Source organism: Proteiniborus sp. MB09-C3 (assembly GCF_030263895.1).
In the GTDB taxonomy this organism is placed as follows: domain Bacteria; phylum Bacillota; class Clostridia; order Tissierellales; family Proteiniboraceae; genus Proteiniborus.
Genome location: NZ_CP127161.1, coordinates 705,745 through 722,489, shown reverse-complemented (window position 1 = coordinate 722,489; position 16,745 = coordinate 705,745). Strand labels below are relative to the sequence as shown.

General features: G+C 32.7%; 16 protein-coding genes, 1 tRNA gene and 1 other RNA gene. 1 reads left to right on the top strand and 17 read right to left on the bottom strand.

The annotated features are described in order from the left end of the window. Positions 1–81: 81 nt before the first annotated feature. From QO263_RS03520 to QO263_RS03440, 17 genes are all read right to left on the bottom strand, one after another. Positions 82–2,748, bottom strand: a complete 2,667-nt coding sequence (locus tag QO263_RS03520) for an HD domain-containing phosphohydrolase (protein WP_285626569.1) — start codon at positions 2,746–2,748, stop codon at positions 82–84. 220 nt (positions 2,749–2,968) lie between these two features. Next, positions 2,969–3,233, bottom strand: an RNA gene (gene ffs, locus QO263_RS03515) — signal recognition particle sRNA large type. 12 nt (positions 3,234–3,245) lie between these two features. Further along, positions 3,246–3,338 (bottom strand) — tRNA-Ser (locus tag QO263_RS03510). Positions 3,339–3,399: 61 nt separating this feature from the next. Beyond that, positions 3,400–4,053 (bottom strand): molybdate ABC transporter permease subunit, encoded by a 654-nt coding sequence (modB, locus tag QO263_RS03505; protein ID WP_285626567.1) that lies wholly within the window; start codon positions 4,051–4,053, stop codon positions 3,400–3,402. Between the two features lie 9 nt (positions 4,054–4,062). Then, complete coding sequence (gene modA / locus QO263_RS03500; protein WP_285626565.1) at positions 4,063–4,908, bottom strand: molybdate ABC transporter substrate-binding protein; 846 nt, start codon at positions 4,906–4,908, stop codon at positions 4,063–4,065. Positions 4,909–5,007: 99 nt separating this feature from the next. Continuing rightward, on the bottom strand, positions 5,008–5,334 hold the full coding sequence (locus QO263_RS03495; RefSeq protein ID WP_285626562.1) for a winged helix-turn-helix domain-containing protein: 327 nt from the start codon (positions 5,332–5,334) through the stop codon (positions 5,008–5,010). A 181-nt stretch (positions 5,335–5,515) separates the two neighbouring features. After that, on the bottom strand, positions 5,516–5,971 hold the full coding sequence (locus QO263_RS03490; protein ID WP_285626560.1) for a hypothetical protein: 456 nt from the start codon (positions 5,969–5,971) through the stop codon (positions 5,516–5,518). Positions 5,972–6,072: 101 nt separating this feature from the next. After that, entirely contained in the window at positions 6,073–6,462 is a 390-nt protein-coding gene (locus QO263_RS03485; protein ID WP_285626558.1) for a YtxH domain-containing protein, read from the bottom strand. 234 nt (positions 6,463–6,696) lie between these two features. Then, entirely contained in the window at positions 6,697–7,179 is a 483-nt protein-coding gene (locus QO263_RS03480; protein WP_285626555.1) for a PTS sugar transporter subunit IIA, read from the bottom strand. 491 nt (positions 7,180–7,670) lie between these two features. Continuing rightward, positions 7,671–8,228: a biotin transporter BioY gene (locus QO263_RS03475; RefSeq protein WP_285626552.1), complete on the bottom strand. Its 558-nt coding sequence runs from the start codon at positions 8,226–8,228 to the stop codon at positions 7,671–7,673. A gap of 359 nt (positions 8,229–8,587) precedes the next feature. Further along, a complete protein-coding gene (locus QO263_RS03470) occupies positions 8,588–9,277 on the bottom strand; it encodes a DUF1048 domain-containing protein (protein WP_285626549.1) in 690 nt (229 codons plus the stop codon). Between the two features lies 1 nt (position 9,278). After that, complete coding sequence (locus QO263_RS03465) at positions 9,279–9,599, bottom strand: PadR family transcriptional regulator (RefSeq protein WP_285626546.1); 321 nt, start codon at positions 9,597–9,599, stop codon at positions 9,279–9,281. 308 nt (positions 9,600–9,907) lie between these two features. Continuing rightward, the gene (locus QO263_RS03460) at positions 9,908–10,867 is read right to left on the bottom strand and encodes an ABC transporter ATP-binding protein (RefSeq protein ID WP_285626544.1); all 960 of its coding nucleotides are present in this window, start codon (positions 10,865–10,867) and stop codon (positions 9,908–9,910) included. Positions 10,868–11,024: 157 nt separating this feature from the next. Next, the gene (locus tag QO263_RS03455) at positions 11,025–11,798 is read right to left on the bottom strand and encodes an ABC transporter permease (RefSeq protein WP_285626542.1); all 774 of its coding nucleotides are present in this window, start codon (positions 11,796–11,798) and stop codon (positions 11,025–11,027) included. A gap of 1 nt (position 11,799) precedes the next feature. Further along, positions 11,800–12,576: an ABC transporter permease gene (locus tag QO263_RS03450; RefSeq protein WP_285626540.1), complete on the bottom strand. Its 777-nt coding sequence runs from the start codon at positions 12,574–12,576 to the stop codon at positions 11,800–11,802. A 354-nt stretch (positions 12,577–12,930) separates the two neighbouring features. Further along, on the bottom strand, positions 12,931–14,481 hold the full coding sequence (locus QO263_RS03445) for an ABC-F family ATP-binding cassette domain-containing protein (RefSeq protein WP_285626538.1): 1,551 nt from the start codon (positions 14,479–14,481) through the stop codon (positions 12,931–12,933). Between the two features lie 620 nt (positions 14,482–15,101). Continuing rightward, positions 15,102–15,494 carry an ATP-binding cassette domain-containing protein gene (locus tag QO263_RS03440; protein ID WP_285626535.1) on the bottom strand — a complete coding sequence of 131 codons (393 nt, stop codon included), beginning with the start codon at positions 15,492–15,494 and terminating at the stop codon, positions 15,102–15,104. A 321-nt stretch (positions 15,495–15,815) separates the two neighbouring features. Here QO263_RS03440 and QO263_RS03435 point away from each other — a divergent pair, with 321 nt between their 5' ends. Further along, positions 15,816–16,745, top strand: a complete 930-nt coding sequence (locus QO263_RS03435) for a serine hydrolase domain-containing protein (RefSeq protein WP_285626532.1) — start codon at positions 15,816–15,818, stop codon at positions 16,743–16,745.

Here is a 16,745-nt window from a genome sequence, read left to right as displayed (position 1 = left end):
TTCATGTGTATAGTAAATATATTATATCAAATCTTTCTGCCTTATACCACAATGTAATGATAAAAGAAAAAAGTCCAGCTATTAAGCCAGACTAGTTCTTTCTGTAATAATGTCACTTTGCATAATTTTCTCAATTATCGATTTGTCTCTTTTATATATATCAACCATTATGTCTACTATGTAAGGATTGAATTGAGCCTCCTTATTTTTAATAAGTTCTTCAATAGCCTCCTCTATAGTAATTGCACTTTTATATGCTCTGCTTGTGGTCATAGCATCAAAAGCATCCGCTACTCCTATAATAGCAGCTTCTAAAGGAAGTTCTTCAATATAAATTTCCTGAGGATATCCCTTTAAATCATATCTCTTGTGATGGAATTTAATCGCATTCATTATAGTATCTGAAAATCCTACACCTTCAAGTATCTTGCTGCCTATCATTGGATGTCTTCTAATCATTTCATATTCTTTATCTGTTAGTTTTCCTGGTTTAGAAAGCACCCCATCTTTTATTCCTATTTTTCCTACGTCATGGAGTATGCCTGCTACTTCAATCTCTTCACAAAACCTTTTAGGCATCCCCATATACCTAGCGATTTCAAGACCGTATTTCGCAACTCTATTTGAATGTCCCTCTGTATACTCATCTTTTGCCTCAATTGCGGCTGCAAGTGTTTCTATAGTCTTTATGTAATTATTCTTTAATCCCTGATAAAGGCTTATATTTTCTGTAATCAAAGCTATTTGACTAGATATAGAAGCCAAAACGCTAAACTCTCCTTTATCAAGCTTTTCTTTACTGCTTACTATCATTACCCCAGCAGTCTTGCCTCTTGCTTTTATTGGAAGCACACTAAAGTAATTTATCTTGCCTGATTTAACTAATTTCTCTGCATAAATATTTTCATGATAATCCTTAGCTAGTTCAAATATTTGTATTTTTCCTGTTCTAATTACTTCTCCTATACCATTCTCATCTACTGGAATAGATCCTGCATTTACTAAATCCGACAAATCTCCTGAAAATGCTTTAAGTACCAGTTTATCATCCTCCAGTAATCTTATAGTACATAATGATATATTCATAAGTCTGATGATACCATCCACTGCTCTTTGCATTAGAGTGTCTATATTCATTGCAGTGGTTAAGCCCTTGCTAACTCTGTTTATTACTACTAGCTCCTCATTTCTTTTAATTATGCTCTCTTCCATTTTCTTTCTTTCCGTAATGTCTCTTATGACACCATGTATAGCTATGAGTCTATTGTTTTCATATACTCTTTTTGTGTTCACTTCCACTATTGTACTGCTTTTAGAGCTATTGGTCACATGTATTTCCCTATTTTTATAATCAATTTCAAAAATATCGCTTAAAAATATCTCTCCATCGCCAGCAACATAGCTTACTAATTCATTTAAATTTCTCCCTACAAAACGTTCCTTTCTAACCTTTAATACAGCTTCAACTCTATCATTGGCAAATATCACATTAAGATTTCTATCCATAATCCACACTAAATCATCCATATTCCCTAAAAGGGCTCTAAATCTTTGCTCCGATTCATTTAGCTGGTCGCTAGTTGCTTTAAGCTGTTCATAGGAAGCTTCTAATTCCATATTTATATCTTGCAGTTGTTCATTAGCATCCACTAACATGATATTATTATCGTTTAAATCCTTATATGATTTTTTCAACTTTGATGCCATGTCATTGAAGGCTAGAGCTACCTGTCCAAATTCATCTTTTTTTCTTATTTCAAACTTATAGTCATAGTTTCCATTTTGTATTTCTATTGCACCATTCTTCAGCTTTACTAATGGCTCTGAGAAAATCCCTGAAAACAACATTGCAAGTGCAAATACTGAAAATAAACTAATGGCTGTTATAAGAAAAACATTTTTAATTAATACATCTAGGCTATCGTATATAGTATATCTAGGAATTAAGGATACAATCTTCCAGTCCATTGAAGTAACAGTAGAGTAAAAGGCTAAATAGTTCCGATCAAGATAGATGTTTCCCCTTCCAGTATCAGAATATATTGTCTTCGACACTAATGCAGATATTTTTTTTTCGTAGTCTTCGCTAGTACCTAGATTTAATTCTTCTTCTCCAAACACATCTAATACTTTTCCTTGTTTGGTTACAACAAAATTAATGAATTTATCTTCTTTTTTAACTTCTTTAATCTTATTTAATATTCCATCTAAACTGTAATCTACTAAAAGTACGCCTTCCACTTCCCCATTATTGTCAAAAAAAGGAACTGATGCTGTGATAATACTTGGATAATCATCAGTATAATCTTGCAAAGTCCAAATCAACTTTTTCTCTGCTACTGCATTTAAATAATCAGGCTTCAACTTTGGATTTCCAGAAAGATTGGTTTCTTTTGAAGAGTACTCTTTTGAATCCATCATAATTATTCTTAAATTAACTACTTCCTTAGAAGATGTAAGCTGCGATGCAAGATATTCATTAACCCTCGCTTCATCTTCTTCGTTCATAAGAGCTTTTATGAAAGGATAATTAGTAGATATGTCATTTACTTTTTCGGCATTAGCCATAAGCCATATATCAAGCTTCTCAGCTTCATTTGAAACAAAGCTTGTTTTTGCATTTAGATTTTCTTCAATTATGTAGGTATTGATTCTAGCATACACACTAACAGCAAATAAAATAATTGGAACCAATGCTATTAGGGTAAACAAACCTATTAATTTTTTTCTGTACGAGCTTAAAAACATAGATGTCACCTACTATCCTATATTATTTAGGTTTGTAAAACAATGCTTTAATTTCTCACATTAACTATATAGTATAGCTGATTTTTTTATTTACCTTATTTGCATTAGAATCCTACACAAATTATAACTATTCTACAATTAATACGAATTTCCTCTTTTTTTAGCATTTAAGTCACAAAAAAATGTAGACTATGGATAATCCATAGTCTACATTTTTTAGCCGTGCACCCAGCTTTGACATACTATTACAAGCGTTACCTAAGTAGTTAACTCGGATTAGGCAACCCTGCGGCACACAGAAGTGTTCACTTACCGCTGCTTCCTTCCGGATCTGACGGAGTTCATGAATTTCCATTGCGCAGGACCCAATCGTCAACATCACTTTCCTAGGGCAGACCTCACAATAGGAGGCCTAGGCCGGGAATTCAATCCTGCTATAGCGGGTTGCAGGTTATAGGGCACCGCTACCTCCCCATCTAGCACGACAAAATTTATATTGGCGGAGAGAGCGGGATTCGAACCCGCGAGACGGTTTAGCCGTCTACCCGCTTTCCAGGCGAGCGCCTTCAGCCAGACTCGGCCATCTCTCCAAATGTTTTAGATAATACTCAACAGATTTATATTATAGCTTAAAAAAAAACATATGTCAATCTATGATTTTTTTGTCCACTTATTCACACCATAGACTACAATAAAGCTAAATAACACAACTATGCCCAGTAGTATATTTGCAGTTCTAGTATCTCCTACTTCAACGGCAAAATATATAGCTAATGGTATGTTCTGGGTCTTTCCTGGTATATTTCCTGCCACCATGAGAGTAGCTCCAAATTCACCTAGAGACCTGGCAAATGCCAACACTATTCCACTTAATATGCCTGGTGATGCAAGCGGAAGACTTACCTTGAAAAATGCTTTCATTTTGTTAGCACCTAGTGACATTGCTGCTGCCTCTAAATCAGAGTCGACTTTTAAAAAAGCACTCTTACAGCTTTGGTACATTAAAGGAAGGGAAACTATGGTAGCAGCTATACAAGCTGCTACCCAAGTAAAAATAAGTCTTATTCCAAAGGTATCATACAAAAACCTTCCTATGATACCTCTTTTCCCTATCAATATCAATAGTCCGTATCCAACAACGGAAGGAGGTAATATCATTGGCAATAAGAGAATTACTTCTAGTATATCTTTGCCTTTGAAATCATATTTTGTAGTTAGCCTTGACAGTAATACCCCTATTATCAGGGTAATGACTGTAGATATTATCGCAACCTTTATGGATATTATTATCGGACTTAGTATCATATTATCAACCTATTCTGTATATATTTTGAACCCATATTTTTCTAGAATTTCTTTTGCTTTATCTGTTCTTAAATATTGTAAGAATTCTAAGCTAGCTTCTTTATCTTTAGTAGATGCAACTACAGCTGCTGGATATACAATTGGTGTATGAGTTTCTTCTGGAAAAATCTCTGCTAAATAACTTTGTGTAGCTCTTACTGAGTCAGAGCTAAAAACTATACCTGCTGCTACTTCGCCTTTTTCTACATATGTAAGCACTTGACTTACATCCTTACCATATACTATATTTGCTTCTAGTCCATCCCAGATTTTTAAGTATCCTAATGCATCTTTTGCATATTGTCCTACAGGAACTGTCTCTGGCACACCTATACTAAGCTTTAAGTCAGTACCTACTAAATCATTTATGGATTTTATTTTGTCCTTATACTCCTCTGAAACTAAAAGCGCTAATTCATTTCTATATATATTTTCTCTAGTGTCTTTTATTATCAAGTCTTGTTCTTCAAGAGCATCCATTTGTTTCTTGCCTGCTGATACAAAAACGTCTACTTCTGCACCTTCTTCTATTTGTTTTTGAAGAGTTCCTGATGCACCAAAGTTTAAAGTCAATTTAACTCCCTTTTCTGCTTCATATGCTTCTTTTATTTCACCATAGGCCTCTGTCAAGCTAGCAGCTGCACTTATAGTAAGTTCCACTGGATTGCTGTTCTCGTCTTGATTATCATTTTGACCTTGATCAGCATTTTCAATTGGCTTACTGTTATCTGGATTGTTTTCTGGTTTATCACTTGAACATCCATATAGTCCAAATGCTAACGTAAATATTAATAATAATGCTATTACTTTCTTCATGAATATACATCTCCTCTTTTTCATAATCATTTTACTGTGTAAAATCTAGCATTTTTAATGTAAGGGTTGTACTTTTGTCAGTATAACGGCGGGAAAAAATTAGAATGTTTCTTCGAAAATTTTTAAAATAGCCTCTTCTACTCTTTTTTCAAGGTCTTCATATTTGCTCATCAGTACCTTGCCTTCTTCTGTAAGAGTAGAACTTCCTCCATCTACCCCTCCTATGGTTTTATCAAGTATTTTAAAGCCTAAGGATTTTTCCAAGTTGGAAATAAGGTTCCAGGCCTTGCTGTATGACATATTCATAGACATAGCAGCTTTTCTAAGTGAGCCCATTTTCTCTGTTCTTTGCAAAAGCTCTTTTGGCCCCTTGCCATATATCTTGCTTCCATCTTTTGTTAGCCATATTTTCCAGCCTATATTCATAAAAACATACCACCCATTTGCTTGATACATGAATTATATCATAAGAAATTTATGATTACAATAATAAAGAGATTTTCAAAGCCGCCTTCATAGCTTTATAGTTTCCATACTCTATTTTTAAACTAATCATCATAAAATTAAAGACCAGCAGAAAAAACTAATTGTCTGCTGGCCTCTATATTTATTTTTCCCTTGAAATTGCCTGCTTTATTACCTTAATGACTTCTCCAATTAGCTTTATGTAGGTAGAAGCATCTACTGTGCTATCTCTTATTGCTTCTATTGTATCGCTAATATTTTCACCTACAGTCTCTACTGTGCTTACGGCTATTTCCATACCGTCATTTACATTCTCTGTAATGGAGTTAACATTATCCACTATTTCCGGTAGTACAGGTTCAATTTCTTCCATAATGTCTTTTGCTCTTGTACTGATTGTATTCACATTCTCGCTTATTTCTGGTAAACTTGAAATTGTCTCTTTTATGGACTTTTCATTCTCATCTACCATTTTATTTACTTTCTTTAGTAGTCCATTTAAGTTTCTTAGCACTACTATTAGATGTATACCAAAGCCTATGACAACTAAAGAGACTACTACCAGTAATAGTTCCTTAACAGTAATTGTCGCATCCATGGTTCATTACCCCCTATTTAGTTTTCTATTGTACTTCCTCTCTTGGGTATTCGTTATACGTCAGTTATTTTCCTCCTTTTTATTTCACAATTACCCTCTTCTTATTCATCGCTTTCTTCTTCACAACATTCATCTTCGCAGCAATCATCCTCGCTATATCCTTCTACACAGCACTCACAACAATTGTCTTCTTTTTTATTTTTTACTTCTTCAATCTTATCCTTTATATTCTTTCCGATTTCTTCTCCTTTTTCCATTAAGACTTGAGCAGAATCTTTTATTGTTTCTTTTACTGCATCTGTTGTTTCCTTAGTTTTTCTTGCAATGTCCTCTCTAGTTTCCTTTCCTGATTTAGGTGCAAATAGTAAGCCTGAAACAGCTCCTACTGCTGTACCTATTGCTGTGCCTACAACTACTTTTTTTGCAGTTTCTTTTTTTGCTTTTCTTTCTTTTTCTTTTCTTGATTTTTCAAATAAATTTTTAATTGGCATGTTATGCCCCCCTTTTTATTTTTAGATTTAATTTTATCTTATAATGTATATTATAGTATATACTCATGGAAACTCTACCATAAACATTATTTCTTAACAAATTTTTTATAAAAAACAAATAGCATGTATACAACACATTTAGTTATATACATGCCTTATTATAGATAAACAACTCCTTATGCTGTTTATTTTGTTATTTAACTGTACTTGCTTAATTGGACTATATTAAGACTACTATTTTAGTTGTATGTCCATGATAGCATCTTTTCCTTCTTCTACAGTCCCTTTTTTTACTGATAGGCTATGGATCATGTCAATGTTAGTTATTATTATAGGGCTTATAGTAGATTTAGCATTATTTGAGACATACTCTAAATCAACCTCCAAAAGCTTGTCTCCCTTTTTCACATCATCTCCTGCAGCTACGAAGACTTTAAATCCATTTCCTTTTAAATTTACAGTGTCTAATCCTATATGTATTAAAAGCTCTATCCCCTCTGGTGTTAAGATACCTATAGCATGGTTTGTAGGAAATACCTGTATAATCTTCCCGTTACATGGAGCTACTACGGTTCCCTCTGATGGCTTTATAGCCAATCCATCACCTATCATTTTTCCTGCAAATACAGCATCAGGAACCTTATCAATTTCTATAATTTCTCCAGTCATAGGAGCTGCCATTGAAATTTCTCTTTTTCTTTTTAAAAAATTTAACATCTCATTCCTCCCATCTATTTATAGATATAGCCATTCTTCTATTGTTTAAAGTTTTAAAACCTATGTAATTTTTTCTATTAAGAAAATCCACCTCCCCTAGAATATGATAAAAGAAAAACAAAAGGCATAAAGCTATATATGGCAATATTTTATTCCCATACACAGGTTTATGCCTGATTATCATCTGTAATATACCTCGTTAAAAATTTATTTTTTGAATATTCTGACCCTATTGTCAGAATACCAAAAATGCTAATATAAGTCAATATTAATGTATACTTGTACCTTACTCAAAATCATATTCTCATCCTCATCAGTGCCATCAACATAAGAGTGAGTATTACAAAGTCAAGACAATAAGCGTTACTAGTTTCAATGTTATAATAGTACATATTTACAATCTGTTTCCTTGAGCTTTCTAGCATGTTCATAAGACATATTTCCATGTAGTATATATGGTTTTTCTAATACAACTTACATTTATAACTAGCTTAATTAATATATCCTGATTTTCTTAGTACAGGAACAACTTTTATAGCCGTAATCGCAACAATGACACATTTAATGATATCCTGGACAACAAAAGGAATTAGACCCATTTTGATAGCTGCTGAAAATGTAATAGGCGCTTCAGCTACCCTATTTATCATAAAGTAAAGATAGGGTACTCCAATTACATATACTATAGCCATTCCCGCAAAAGACGCAATAAAAAATCTTATAAACTTAATTTCTTTAGTTCCTTCAGTAATCTTCCCTATGACATAAGCACATAATATAAAACCTAAAAGATATCCAAAGGTCGGTTTAAACACATATGCAAATCCACCACCCTCAGTAAATATAGGTATGCCTGAAAGTCCTATAAGTATATATAGTAGCTGTGATAATAGTCCCTTCCTTGAACCTAAAAATATTCCTGAATATGCACTAAATAATACTTGAAGCGTAAAAGGTACTACTCCAATTGGAATTTTTAAAAATCCTCCTATAGCTGTAAGTGCTGCAAATAGTGCGACTAAAATCATATCACGAGTTTTAATTTTCACTGTCGTTTTCCTCCTAAGCTTGTCTCTATATTTTATGATTTAATTTTATACTGGAATACCAGCATTGTCAACCAAATTTATCTTTAAAGTTGACAATGACCTTAAATATAGAAACCTATTCTATAAAAATAAAAAGAACCCGTTAAATTATGAAGCTACCGAAAAAACCTTTTTTTGTCATACTGAGTGTTAGTGAAGGCTCTCTAATATATTGAAAGCATACATCTTCGACTACATCTAAGAACGGCAGGCAAAAAATTTAAACTTTTCAGTAACCTCTAATTTACGGAATTCTTTCATTAATAATCTTCTTTATAGTATTAGCTCTAAACCACATTATTCAAACCAGTACTTTCTATTTAATTGCTGCAACGTAATCTTTTATATATTTCTATTGAAGCTATAGCTACTATAGCTAGAATTAAATAATGCCAATTAGCAAGTAAGCTTATTTTATAACCTAGTATTTCTTTTCCATACATTTTTTCTAATATGGCCTTAAATATCATAGGAAAGCCTATAAAAGCAATCAAAACATATATTCCTTTTATGTTATTTACTGTAACATAATACTTCTGATATTTTGGAGCAGATATCCTCTCTTTTTGTATTTTCTTTGACAAAGGAACAATAAATATTGAAATTGCATTTATCACGATAAATTGGCTAATAGTAATACTTAAGCTTGATAAGGACTGACTGGAAATAGCATTAATCAGAGCAAACGCTAATAAGCCTAAAATTGTATATTTAATGTAGCCCTGAAAAGCATTTAGTATTCTATAATCATGACTTTTACTATACTCTTTGATAACAGAGTCACAGAACATCTCATAATCTGCTCCTATGAATGAATCTATGGATTTTCCTTCAAGCTGTGCTTGAAGCATTATATCTAAAATTTCCTGAAGTATCTCTTCCTTCTCTATATTCTTTAATGTACTCAGATGTATATAGCTAGTTATATTCTTATATAATGCCAAATAGGAGCTATTTAATTTCCTTTGCTGTCTTGCTCTAATCTTTCTAAGTCTTATTTCCATCAACATACTATCCCTCCAATACACTATCAACATTCTTTTTTATTTCCTTCCATATATCTATGAAATCTTCCAATTCTTTTAAGCCTTGATCCGTTAGATAATAATATTTTCTCATTGGGCCTAGGGGAGATTCCTTCATATTAGAATATAGTAGTTTTTTCTTCTCTAATCTTATTAATATTGGGTATACGCTGCCCTCAGACACTTCTTTAAAGCCATGCTCTCCTAATCTTTCACATATTTCATATCCATAGGTCTCATGTCTGCTAACTATCATCAATATACAGCCCTCTAGCAGGCCTTTTAACATTTGTGTATCCTTAGCCATCTCATCACCTACTTTGCATTACATAATAGTCTTTGATTATCATCATATATTAACTACTATGTATTGTCAAGTAGTAAAGAATAATTAGTGAAGAAGGTTCAGCAAATGATGAGAAATATTTCATTAAGATAATACAAGGCTGATTATATCTTGTTAAAAACAAATAAATTAAGCCCTACTTGGCAGTGATTCTCCTAGAGAAATCAACCCAAACAGGGCCTTAACTTTATTGCTCATTTTGTAATCCTTAGATAATAGCTTTAAGATTATTAGATTAAAATAAGCTCCTTATACATGAATTCTAGATTTCAACTTGTATATATGAGCTTTATTACTTCTTCAATGCTGGGCTCTTCAACCTTAAAATCATCTATGTCAAAGTTATTAAAAAGAGCCTTGGCTATTTCAGAAATCTCTTTTTTATTTTTGAGATTTAGTACAAGCTGAGATTTGTCGGCATCGTAGGCTCCTGAATGTTGAGATATTATATCGTTAAGCAATGTATCATATCCATTACGCTTAATCTGTGCAACAACTTTGATTGGTAACTCTCCTATGGTTTTCAATTCCTCTACCTTTCCCTTATATACAATATCTCCATGATTGAGAACTAGCATTTCATTACATAGCTTTTCTATATCTTTCATATCATGCGTAGTTAAAAATATAGTCTTTCCTTGCTGATTGATTTCCTGCAAGAAGTCCACAACCTTATGCTTAGACACTACATCTAAGCCAATGGTAGGCTCGTCAAGAAAGAGTATATCTGGGTTATGAATCATACAAGCTCCTAGCTCAGCTCTCATTCGTTGCCCTAAGCTAAGCTGTCTTACAGGCTGCTTCAAAATATCCTGAAGAAACAGCCTATCTACCAAATACTCCAGCTGACTCTTGTATCTTTTTTCATCTACCTTATATATTCCCTTAAGAAGCTCATAAGTATCAATAACAGGTAAATCCCACCACATCTGCGTTTTTTGCCCGAAAACCACGCCTATATTTCTCACATATCTTTTTCTATCTTTATATGGTACATATTCACCTATTCTAACCATCCCATCACTTGGAGTCATAATCCCTGTCAGTATTTTAATAGTAGTTGATTTACCTGCTCCATTTGGTCCTACATAGCCTAAGAATTCACCTTTTTTGACTGTAAAATCAATTCCCTTAAGAGCATCAACCTTCCTTTTATTTCTTCTAAGAAAGCTTTTTTTCTCATATATAGTGTATTCTTTTTTTAACCCTTTTACAGTAATAAATTCCATGACTCTACCTCCAATCATTTTCAATCTGAAGCACTAAATATACAATAGAAATATTAAGCGAAGCGAGTTTGCAAGCTGTAGGATTTTTTACTGGAATGAGCTTTAGAATTATTCGTGACCAAAACCGTGAGCGTATATTTCTATTGTATACAGTCCTCTATGTTCCCGTACTCGAATACCTCTTAATACCTGAACTCCATATAATATAAGTTATAGGCGTCATGGCAACTACCGCAAGTAATGGCGCTAATAAGTAAAGTATATTTTCAGATCTCCCAGTATAATATACTAAAGGATAGTAGCTTACAGAAAAGAAAGGAATAATGAATGTCAATATGCTACTAAATAGCTTGTTATAAATTGATGCAGGATACTGAGCTGCCGTTCTTGATGAGTAGTGTCCTAGAACTACAATATCTTCATTTTTCCCTGTCCAAAAGGCCACAGCAGCAAGCATTATGCCTATTTGTGTATTGACTATTACTGAAGCTAATAATAAGAATGGCAAATATACATATATGCTATTATCTATAAATGAACACCTTTGCAGCCCCCATATACCAACTGCTAATGCTTGAACTACCATACCAAGCCTCTTTAAATCAACTTTTTGCAGCATGACCTGTACAAGCGCTGAAGCTGGTCTAATCAGTAATGTATCAAACTTGCCTGAAAGTACCAATACTTCAAAATTGTTAAATCCATCACCTATAAATCTGTAAACTCCAAATCCAAACTCTGTAATTGCATACATCAAGGAAACCTCTTGAAGCAGCCATCCATTAATATTTTTAAACCGCATCAATATGAATACAGTAATTAAAAAATCTCCTAGGATAGCTATATTACCAAGTATGTTAATAAAAAAATCAAATTTATACTGTGCTTCACTTCTAAAGGAAGCTTTAAAGAGCGTTAGAAAAATCCTCATTTTAACCTCCTTGAACAGTCATTTTCTTTGTTAATTTTGCTGTCAATAAATAGGCAATACTAAATAGACATATAATCCACATCCATTGAGTTATACAGGCTTTTAGTAAATCAAACTGTCCCTGATAAACTGCTGTAGGTACATAGGATGTATATGCAAAAGGTAGCTTCATAATTATGCGTTGAAAAAACTCAGGATAGTATTTTAGATTAATAAATGCACCGCTAAACAATGTACTCGCAAAATAATAAAGCATTTGAACGCCATTAATAGATAAAAACTTAATGCTCCAAAGGCCGACGAAATAGTTTATTAAAAATGATAAGAGTATTCCATTAAATAATGTACTTAAGTATGGTAAAATCTGATATATGCTTGGAAGTGAAACTCCCATGATTAGAACACCAAAAAGAAGAATTGGTAATGTGCGAAATAAGAAATTGTAGGCAATATGGCCTAATACTTCAAAAAAACTGCCATATAGTAATCCGTAAGGTCTTAGCATCTCAAATGCTATTGAGCCATCTCTGACCTTTTGAGGTATGTAGCAGCCATATGGAAGAAACATCACAAGCCATAGTCCAGCTTGATTGACCATAAGATAGGTTACAGCCTCCATGCCTTCATTGGTATTTCCTAATACTGCTAGCCAGATTCTGACGTTGATATAGCCAAATATTATGCTACCAATATTATTGACTATATGGTTTAGCAAATAGACACGATCTCTTTCAAAGGATTTTTTTGCAAGCTCTAATCCCCTAAAAATATCAATCACCTCCGCTATTAAGTTATGAAAAGGATTTTGTGAAATGCGATTTTCATTGGGGTAGATAAGGTCCCAATGGTGAGCAGATGCTTAGTATATCATACATATTTTGTATATTCAATATGTTTATAATAATATTTTATTGTTAGGTATCCCTACTAATTTGTAAAAATAAAATCCACTCTAAACCGTTAAAATAGTGGAAATTAATTTCACAAGGCTAAATTTTTTCTCAATTTATATGAAATTCGTCAGAAGAGTGCTGCCATAGACAGTACTCTCCTTAACAAATTCAACAGAAATTTTCTTGATTTAAGTATTAATGCCTATTCTATAAAATCTCTCAAAGGCCAAAACCAGTAACTATTGGCGAGAAGCAAGCTCCTCCATGTTCCATATATCAGTCACCCAATCTTCATAGAATTCTTTCTCGTGACAAACAAGAATTATTGTGCCTCCATACTCAATAAGAGCTTCTTTCAAAGCTTCCTTGGCATCAATGTCAAGATGATTAGTAGGCTCATCAAGCAGAAGCCAATTGCTTGGAGTCATCATAAGTTTACATAGTCTTACCTTAGACTGCTCACCACCACTTAAGGATGACATTTTTTGAAACACTTGCTCCTGCTTAAGACCACATCTTGCAAGTGCATTTCGTATTTCTTTTTGGCTTTTCTCTGGATATTTGTGTTGTATTTCTTCAATGGCAGTATTGCTGCTTATTTTTGTCTCTTGTTCAAAATATGCTGGATAGAGAAAGTCACCTATTTCTATGTTTCCACCTAGAGGAGAAATATCTCCAATGATTGTTTTTAATAATGTTGACTTACCAATTCCATTACAGCCTGTTATAGCTATTTTTTGCCCCCTATTAAGCTTAAGCTTGAGATCTTTTATTAAAGGGTAGTTGTATCCAATACTCAAATGTGAGCATCTAAAAACTAGTTCTCCAGATAATCTGCTTGATAAAAATGTATACCTTGGCCTCGGAAGCTTATTGGGCTTTTCAAGCCTTTCAATCTTTCCAAGTTGTTTTCTTCTACTTTTGGCTCTCTTAGATGTAGCTGCTCCTGCAATATTTTTATTTATAAAATCCTCCATACGTGCAATTTCTTTCTGTTGCTTATTGTACATATCAATATATCTTTTTGTTTCATCATCCTTTAGCTTTAAAAAAGCATCATAATTTCCTGGATATCGTTTCATCTTACCATATTCAATATGGTAAATTACATTAGTTATCCTATTGAGAAAGGCTATATCATGTGATATGACAATAAAGCTGTTAGAATAGCTGGTGAGATAATTAGCTAGCCATTCAATATGCTCTTTGTCGAGATAATTAGTAGGCTCATCTAAAAGTAAAACATCCGGACTTTTTAAAAGAAGTGTTGCAAGCTTCACCTTCGTTCTCTGTCCACCACTCAATTTGTCCACATGGGTATCCATCCCAAGCTCAATTAGCCCTATTCCCGCTGCTACATTATCAATTAAACCATCTATTCTGTAAAAATCACTAGATTGTAAAATATCCTGTAGTTCACCATATTCTTTTAGAAGCAGCTCCGATTCATTTTTATCTGCCTTAGCTAAATCATTAGCGATATGAAGCATCCTTTCCTCTGCCTGATAAAGCTCTGCAAATGCTTGTTTAAGGCTTTCTTTAATACTATACCCATCCTCTAGCTGTGAATGCTGATCAAGATATCCAATATTTATTGATGACGAAAGATATAGTTTTCCATCATCAGGTATAAGCTTACCAGTTAATATATCAAGAAATGTAGTTTTCCCTGCACCATTTAGCCCAACAAGTCCAGCATGATCTCCCTTTAAAAGCCGAAAAGATACATTATTTAAAATTGTTTTATCTCCAAATCCAAAGTTTAATTTTTCTACAGTTAAAATACTCATGTTTATACCTCCTTAAAATATTCGCAGTCTCGCAACACAAATTTATTTGTTCGCTAACGCTCATATAAATTTGGTCCTAACGGACACTCCTAATTCTAAAAACAAAATCAAGGTTGGTGTAATTGTAGTACTCAGAAACTTGCTTTCTGAGCTTCCCTTATTTCTGATAAAAGCATTCAGAAAATTGGGTTAGGGCATAAGAAAAGGAAAGAAGGTAATAAAGCCCTTCTTTCCTTAAAATAGTTTTATGCTGTATTTTTAGATATTACAGATATAGTCAATAAAATATAAAATAATAGTCTCTCAAAATCAATCTTTGAACATGTATTTTGATAGACCTTTAATCCACATATAAAAAATGGCAGCAAAAAAGAGTCTTTAATACTTCGTTACGTAATTCATATTAAATTGGATTAGCCAAAAAAGGACAGAACTATCCCTTGTTTTAAGCTAAAACAATTGTAAGAATTACGTAATTAGACATTATAGACTCACATCTCCTAAAATAGAATTATTTTACACTCCTATTATATATCAAAAGTCAAAATGTGTAAAGGAGCTGAATAATATTTTTTATTATATATTATTATTTAAAAGTATTATTCCCATATACTTATTTTTTATTTAGAATGAAAGCAAATTCGATTTAGTTCTCTTAAGCATGCTGCTCTTGCTAATGCAACTCTTTGCTTCTCTCCTCCACTAAGCTTATCAGGATATCTATGCAGAAGATGGTTTATTTTAAACATTGATACTAATCTGCATAGCTTTTTATTTATAATATCTTCACTAATCTTTCTTATTTTTAATCCAAAAATAATATTTTCCTTAACTGTCAGATGAGGAAACAGCTCATAATTTTGATAGACAAAGCCTATATTTCTCTTTTCAGGGGGTAAAGAAAGCAGATCCTTATTGTTATAGTATATAATACTACCTTCACTAGGACTATAAAGACCTGCAATGGTTTCTAGCAGCACTGTCTTTCCAGAACCACTAGATCCCAGTATCACAAAATATTCTCCTATCTATATCATTTAAAGAAAATTGTCCTAATTTAAGCTTTATATTCTTTATTTCTAGCATATAAATCTTCCTATTATGTTTTCCGTTATGTTTATTAAAGTATAACGTATATAAACAAGTATAGCCTCATTGATCCTTATTGTCAATATGTTAACTATTTAAGAAAAAATACTAAATTAGAAAATAGAATATTGCTCAGATGATAAGAGCAAATTTTTGAAGAATATCATATAAGTTTAACTTTGAAGATTTTTTATTCAATAGTATAATGTAAATAATAGTAATATTTATGCAAAGAAGGTGCTGATATGAATCAAGCTATATTTAATGAAATGATAGATAGGATCAGTAATGAAAATATACTAAACTTAGTTGTAATTAAGGATGGGGAAATCGTAGTTGACTATAACAAACAAGATGATTATAAAGGAAAAAGATTTAAGATAAACTCCTGCACTAAGAGTATAATATCGACTCTCATTGGAATAGCCATAGACAATAAGCTAATAGAAGGTGTTCATCAGCCTATCTCCGACTTTTTCCCTGAGCTAAGGGCGAATGACATAGAAAAAAGAAAAAAAGATATTACTGTATATCATCTGCTTACTATGACTAGTGGCATATCTTGGCCTGAATTTGGTAACTGGGAGTTTATCTCTGGCTTAGTCAATAGTAATGATTGGGTTAAGTTTATTTTAGACATGCCTATGGAGCATAGCCCTGGCAATGTATTTAATTATAGCTCAGGTGGTTCTCATTTATTATCTGCTATAATCAGCAGGGCTACAGGCATGAATGCTCAGAAATATGCACAGAAGCATATTTTTGAACCACTAGATATAAAAAATTTTATCTGGATGTCTGATCCTCAGGGCAATAGCAATGGGGGCTTTGGAATTGAAATGTCTGCTTATGATATGGCTAAAATAGGATGCCTTTATATGAATAAAGGGAAAAAGGGAAAAGATTCATTGATTCCAGAATACTGGATCAATGAATCTCTAGAACCTAAGATATTAGTATCACGGTCATTAGGACATTATGGATATCAGTGGTGGATTAAAGATTTATCTTTTAAAGAAACAACTCATACTGCATATTTTGCCATGGGTAATGGAGGACAGTTTATTTTTGTAATTCCAAGTGTAAACATGGTTGCAGTATTCATCTCAGATAATTATGATGATTCTTTTAGGCCTATTTATTATATGAAAAAGTATTTGCTGAGAATGTTTTAG

What these genes read in the sequence shown, in the direction of transcription:
- QO263_RS03520 (WP_285626569.1), bottom strand. Translation starts at nt 2,748, where the DNA reads ATGTTTTTAAGCTCGTACAGAAAAAAATTAATAGGTTTGTTTACCCTA.
- modB (WP_285626567.1), bottom strand. Translation starts at nt 4,053, where the DNA reads ATGATACTAAGTCCGATAATAATATCCATAAAGGTTGCGATAATATCT.
- modA (WP_285626565.1), bottom strand. Translation starts at nt 4,908, where the DNA reads ATGAAGAAAGTAATAGCATTATTATTAATATTTACGTTAGCATTTGGA.
- QO263_RS03495 (WP_285626562.1), bottom strand. Translation starts at nt 5,334, where the DNA reads ATGAATATAGGCTGGAAAATATGGCTAACAAAAGATGGAAGCAAGATA.
- QO263_RS03490 (WP_285626560.1), bottom strand. Translation starts at nt 5,971, where the DNA reads ATGGATGCGACAATTACTGTTAAGGAACTATTACTGGTAGTAGTCTCT.
- QO263_RS03485 (WP_285626558.1), bottom strand. Translation starts at nt 6,462, where the DNA reads ATGCCAATTAAAAATTTATTTGAAAAATCAAGAAAAGAAAAAGAAAGA.
- QO263_RS03480 (WP_285626555.1), bottom strand. Translation starts at nt 7,179, where the DNA reads ATGTTAAATTTTTTAAAAAGAAAAAGAGAAATTTCAATGGCAGCTCCT.
- QO263_RS03470 (WP_285626549.1), bottom strand. Translation starts at nt 9,277, where the DNA reads ATGTTGATGGAAATAAGACTTAGAAAGATTAGAGCAAGACAGCAAAGG.
- QO263_RS03465 (WP_285626546.1), bottom strand. Translation starts at nt 9,599, where the DNA reads ATGGCTAAGGATACACAAATGTTAAAAGGCCTGCTAGAGGGCTGTATA.
- QO263_RS03460 (WP_285626544.1), bottom strand. Translation starts at nt 10,867, where the DNA reads ATGGAATTTATTACTGTAAAAGGGTTAAAAAAAGAATACACTATATAT.
- QO263_RS03455 (WP_285626542.1), bottom strand. Translation starts at nt 11,798, where the DNA reads ATGAGGATTTTTCTAACGCTCTTTAAAGCTTCCTTTAGAAGTGAAGCA.
- QO263_RS03445 (WP_285626538.1), bottom strand. Translation starts at nt 14,481, where the DNA reads ATGAGTATTTTAACTGTAGAAAAATTAAACTTTGGATTTGGAGATAAA.
- QO263_RS03435 (WP_285626532.1), top strand. Translation starts at nt 15,816, where the DNA reads ATGAATCAAGCTATATTTAATGAAATGATAGATAGGATCAGTAATGAA.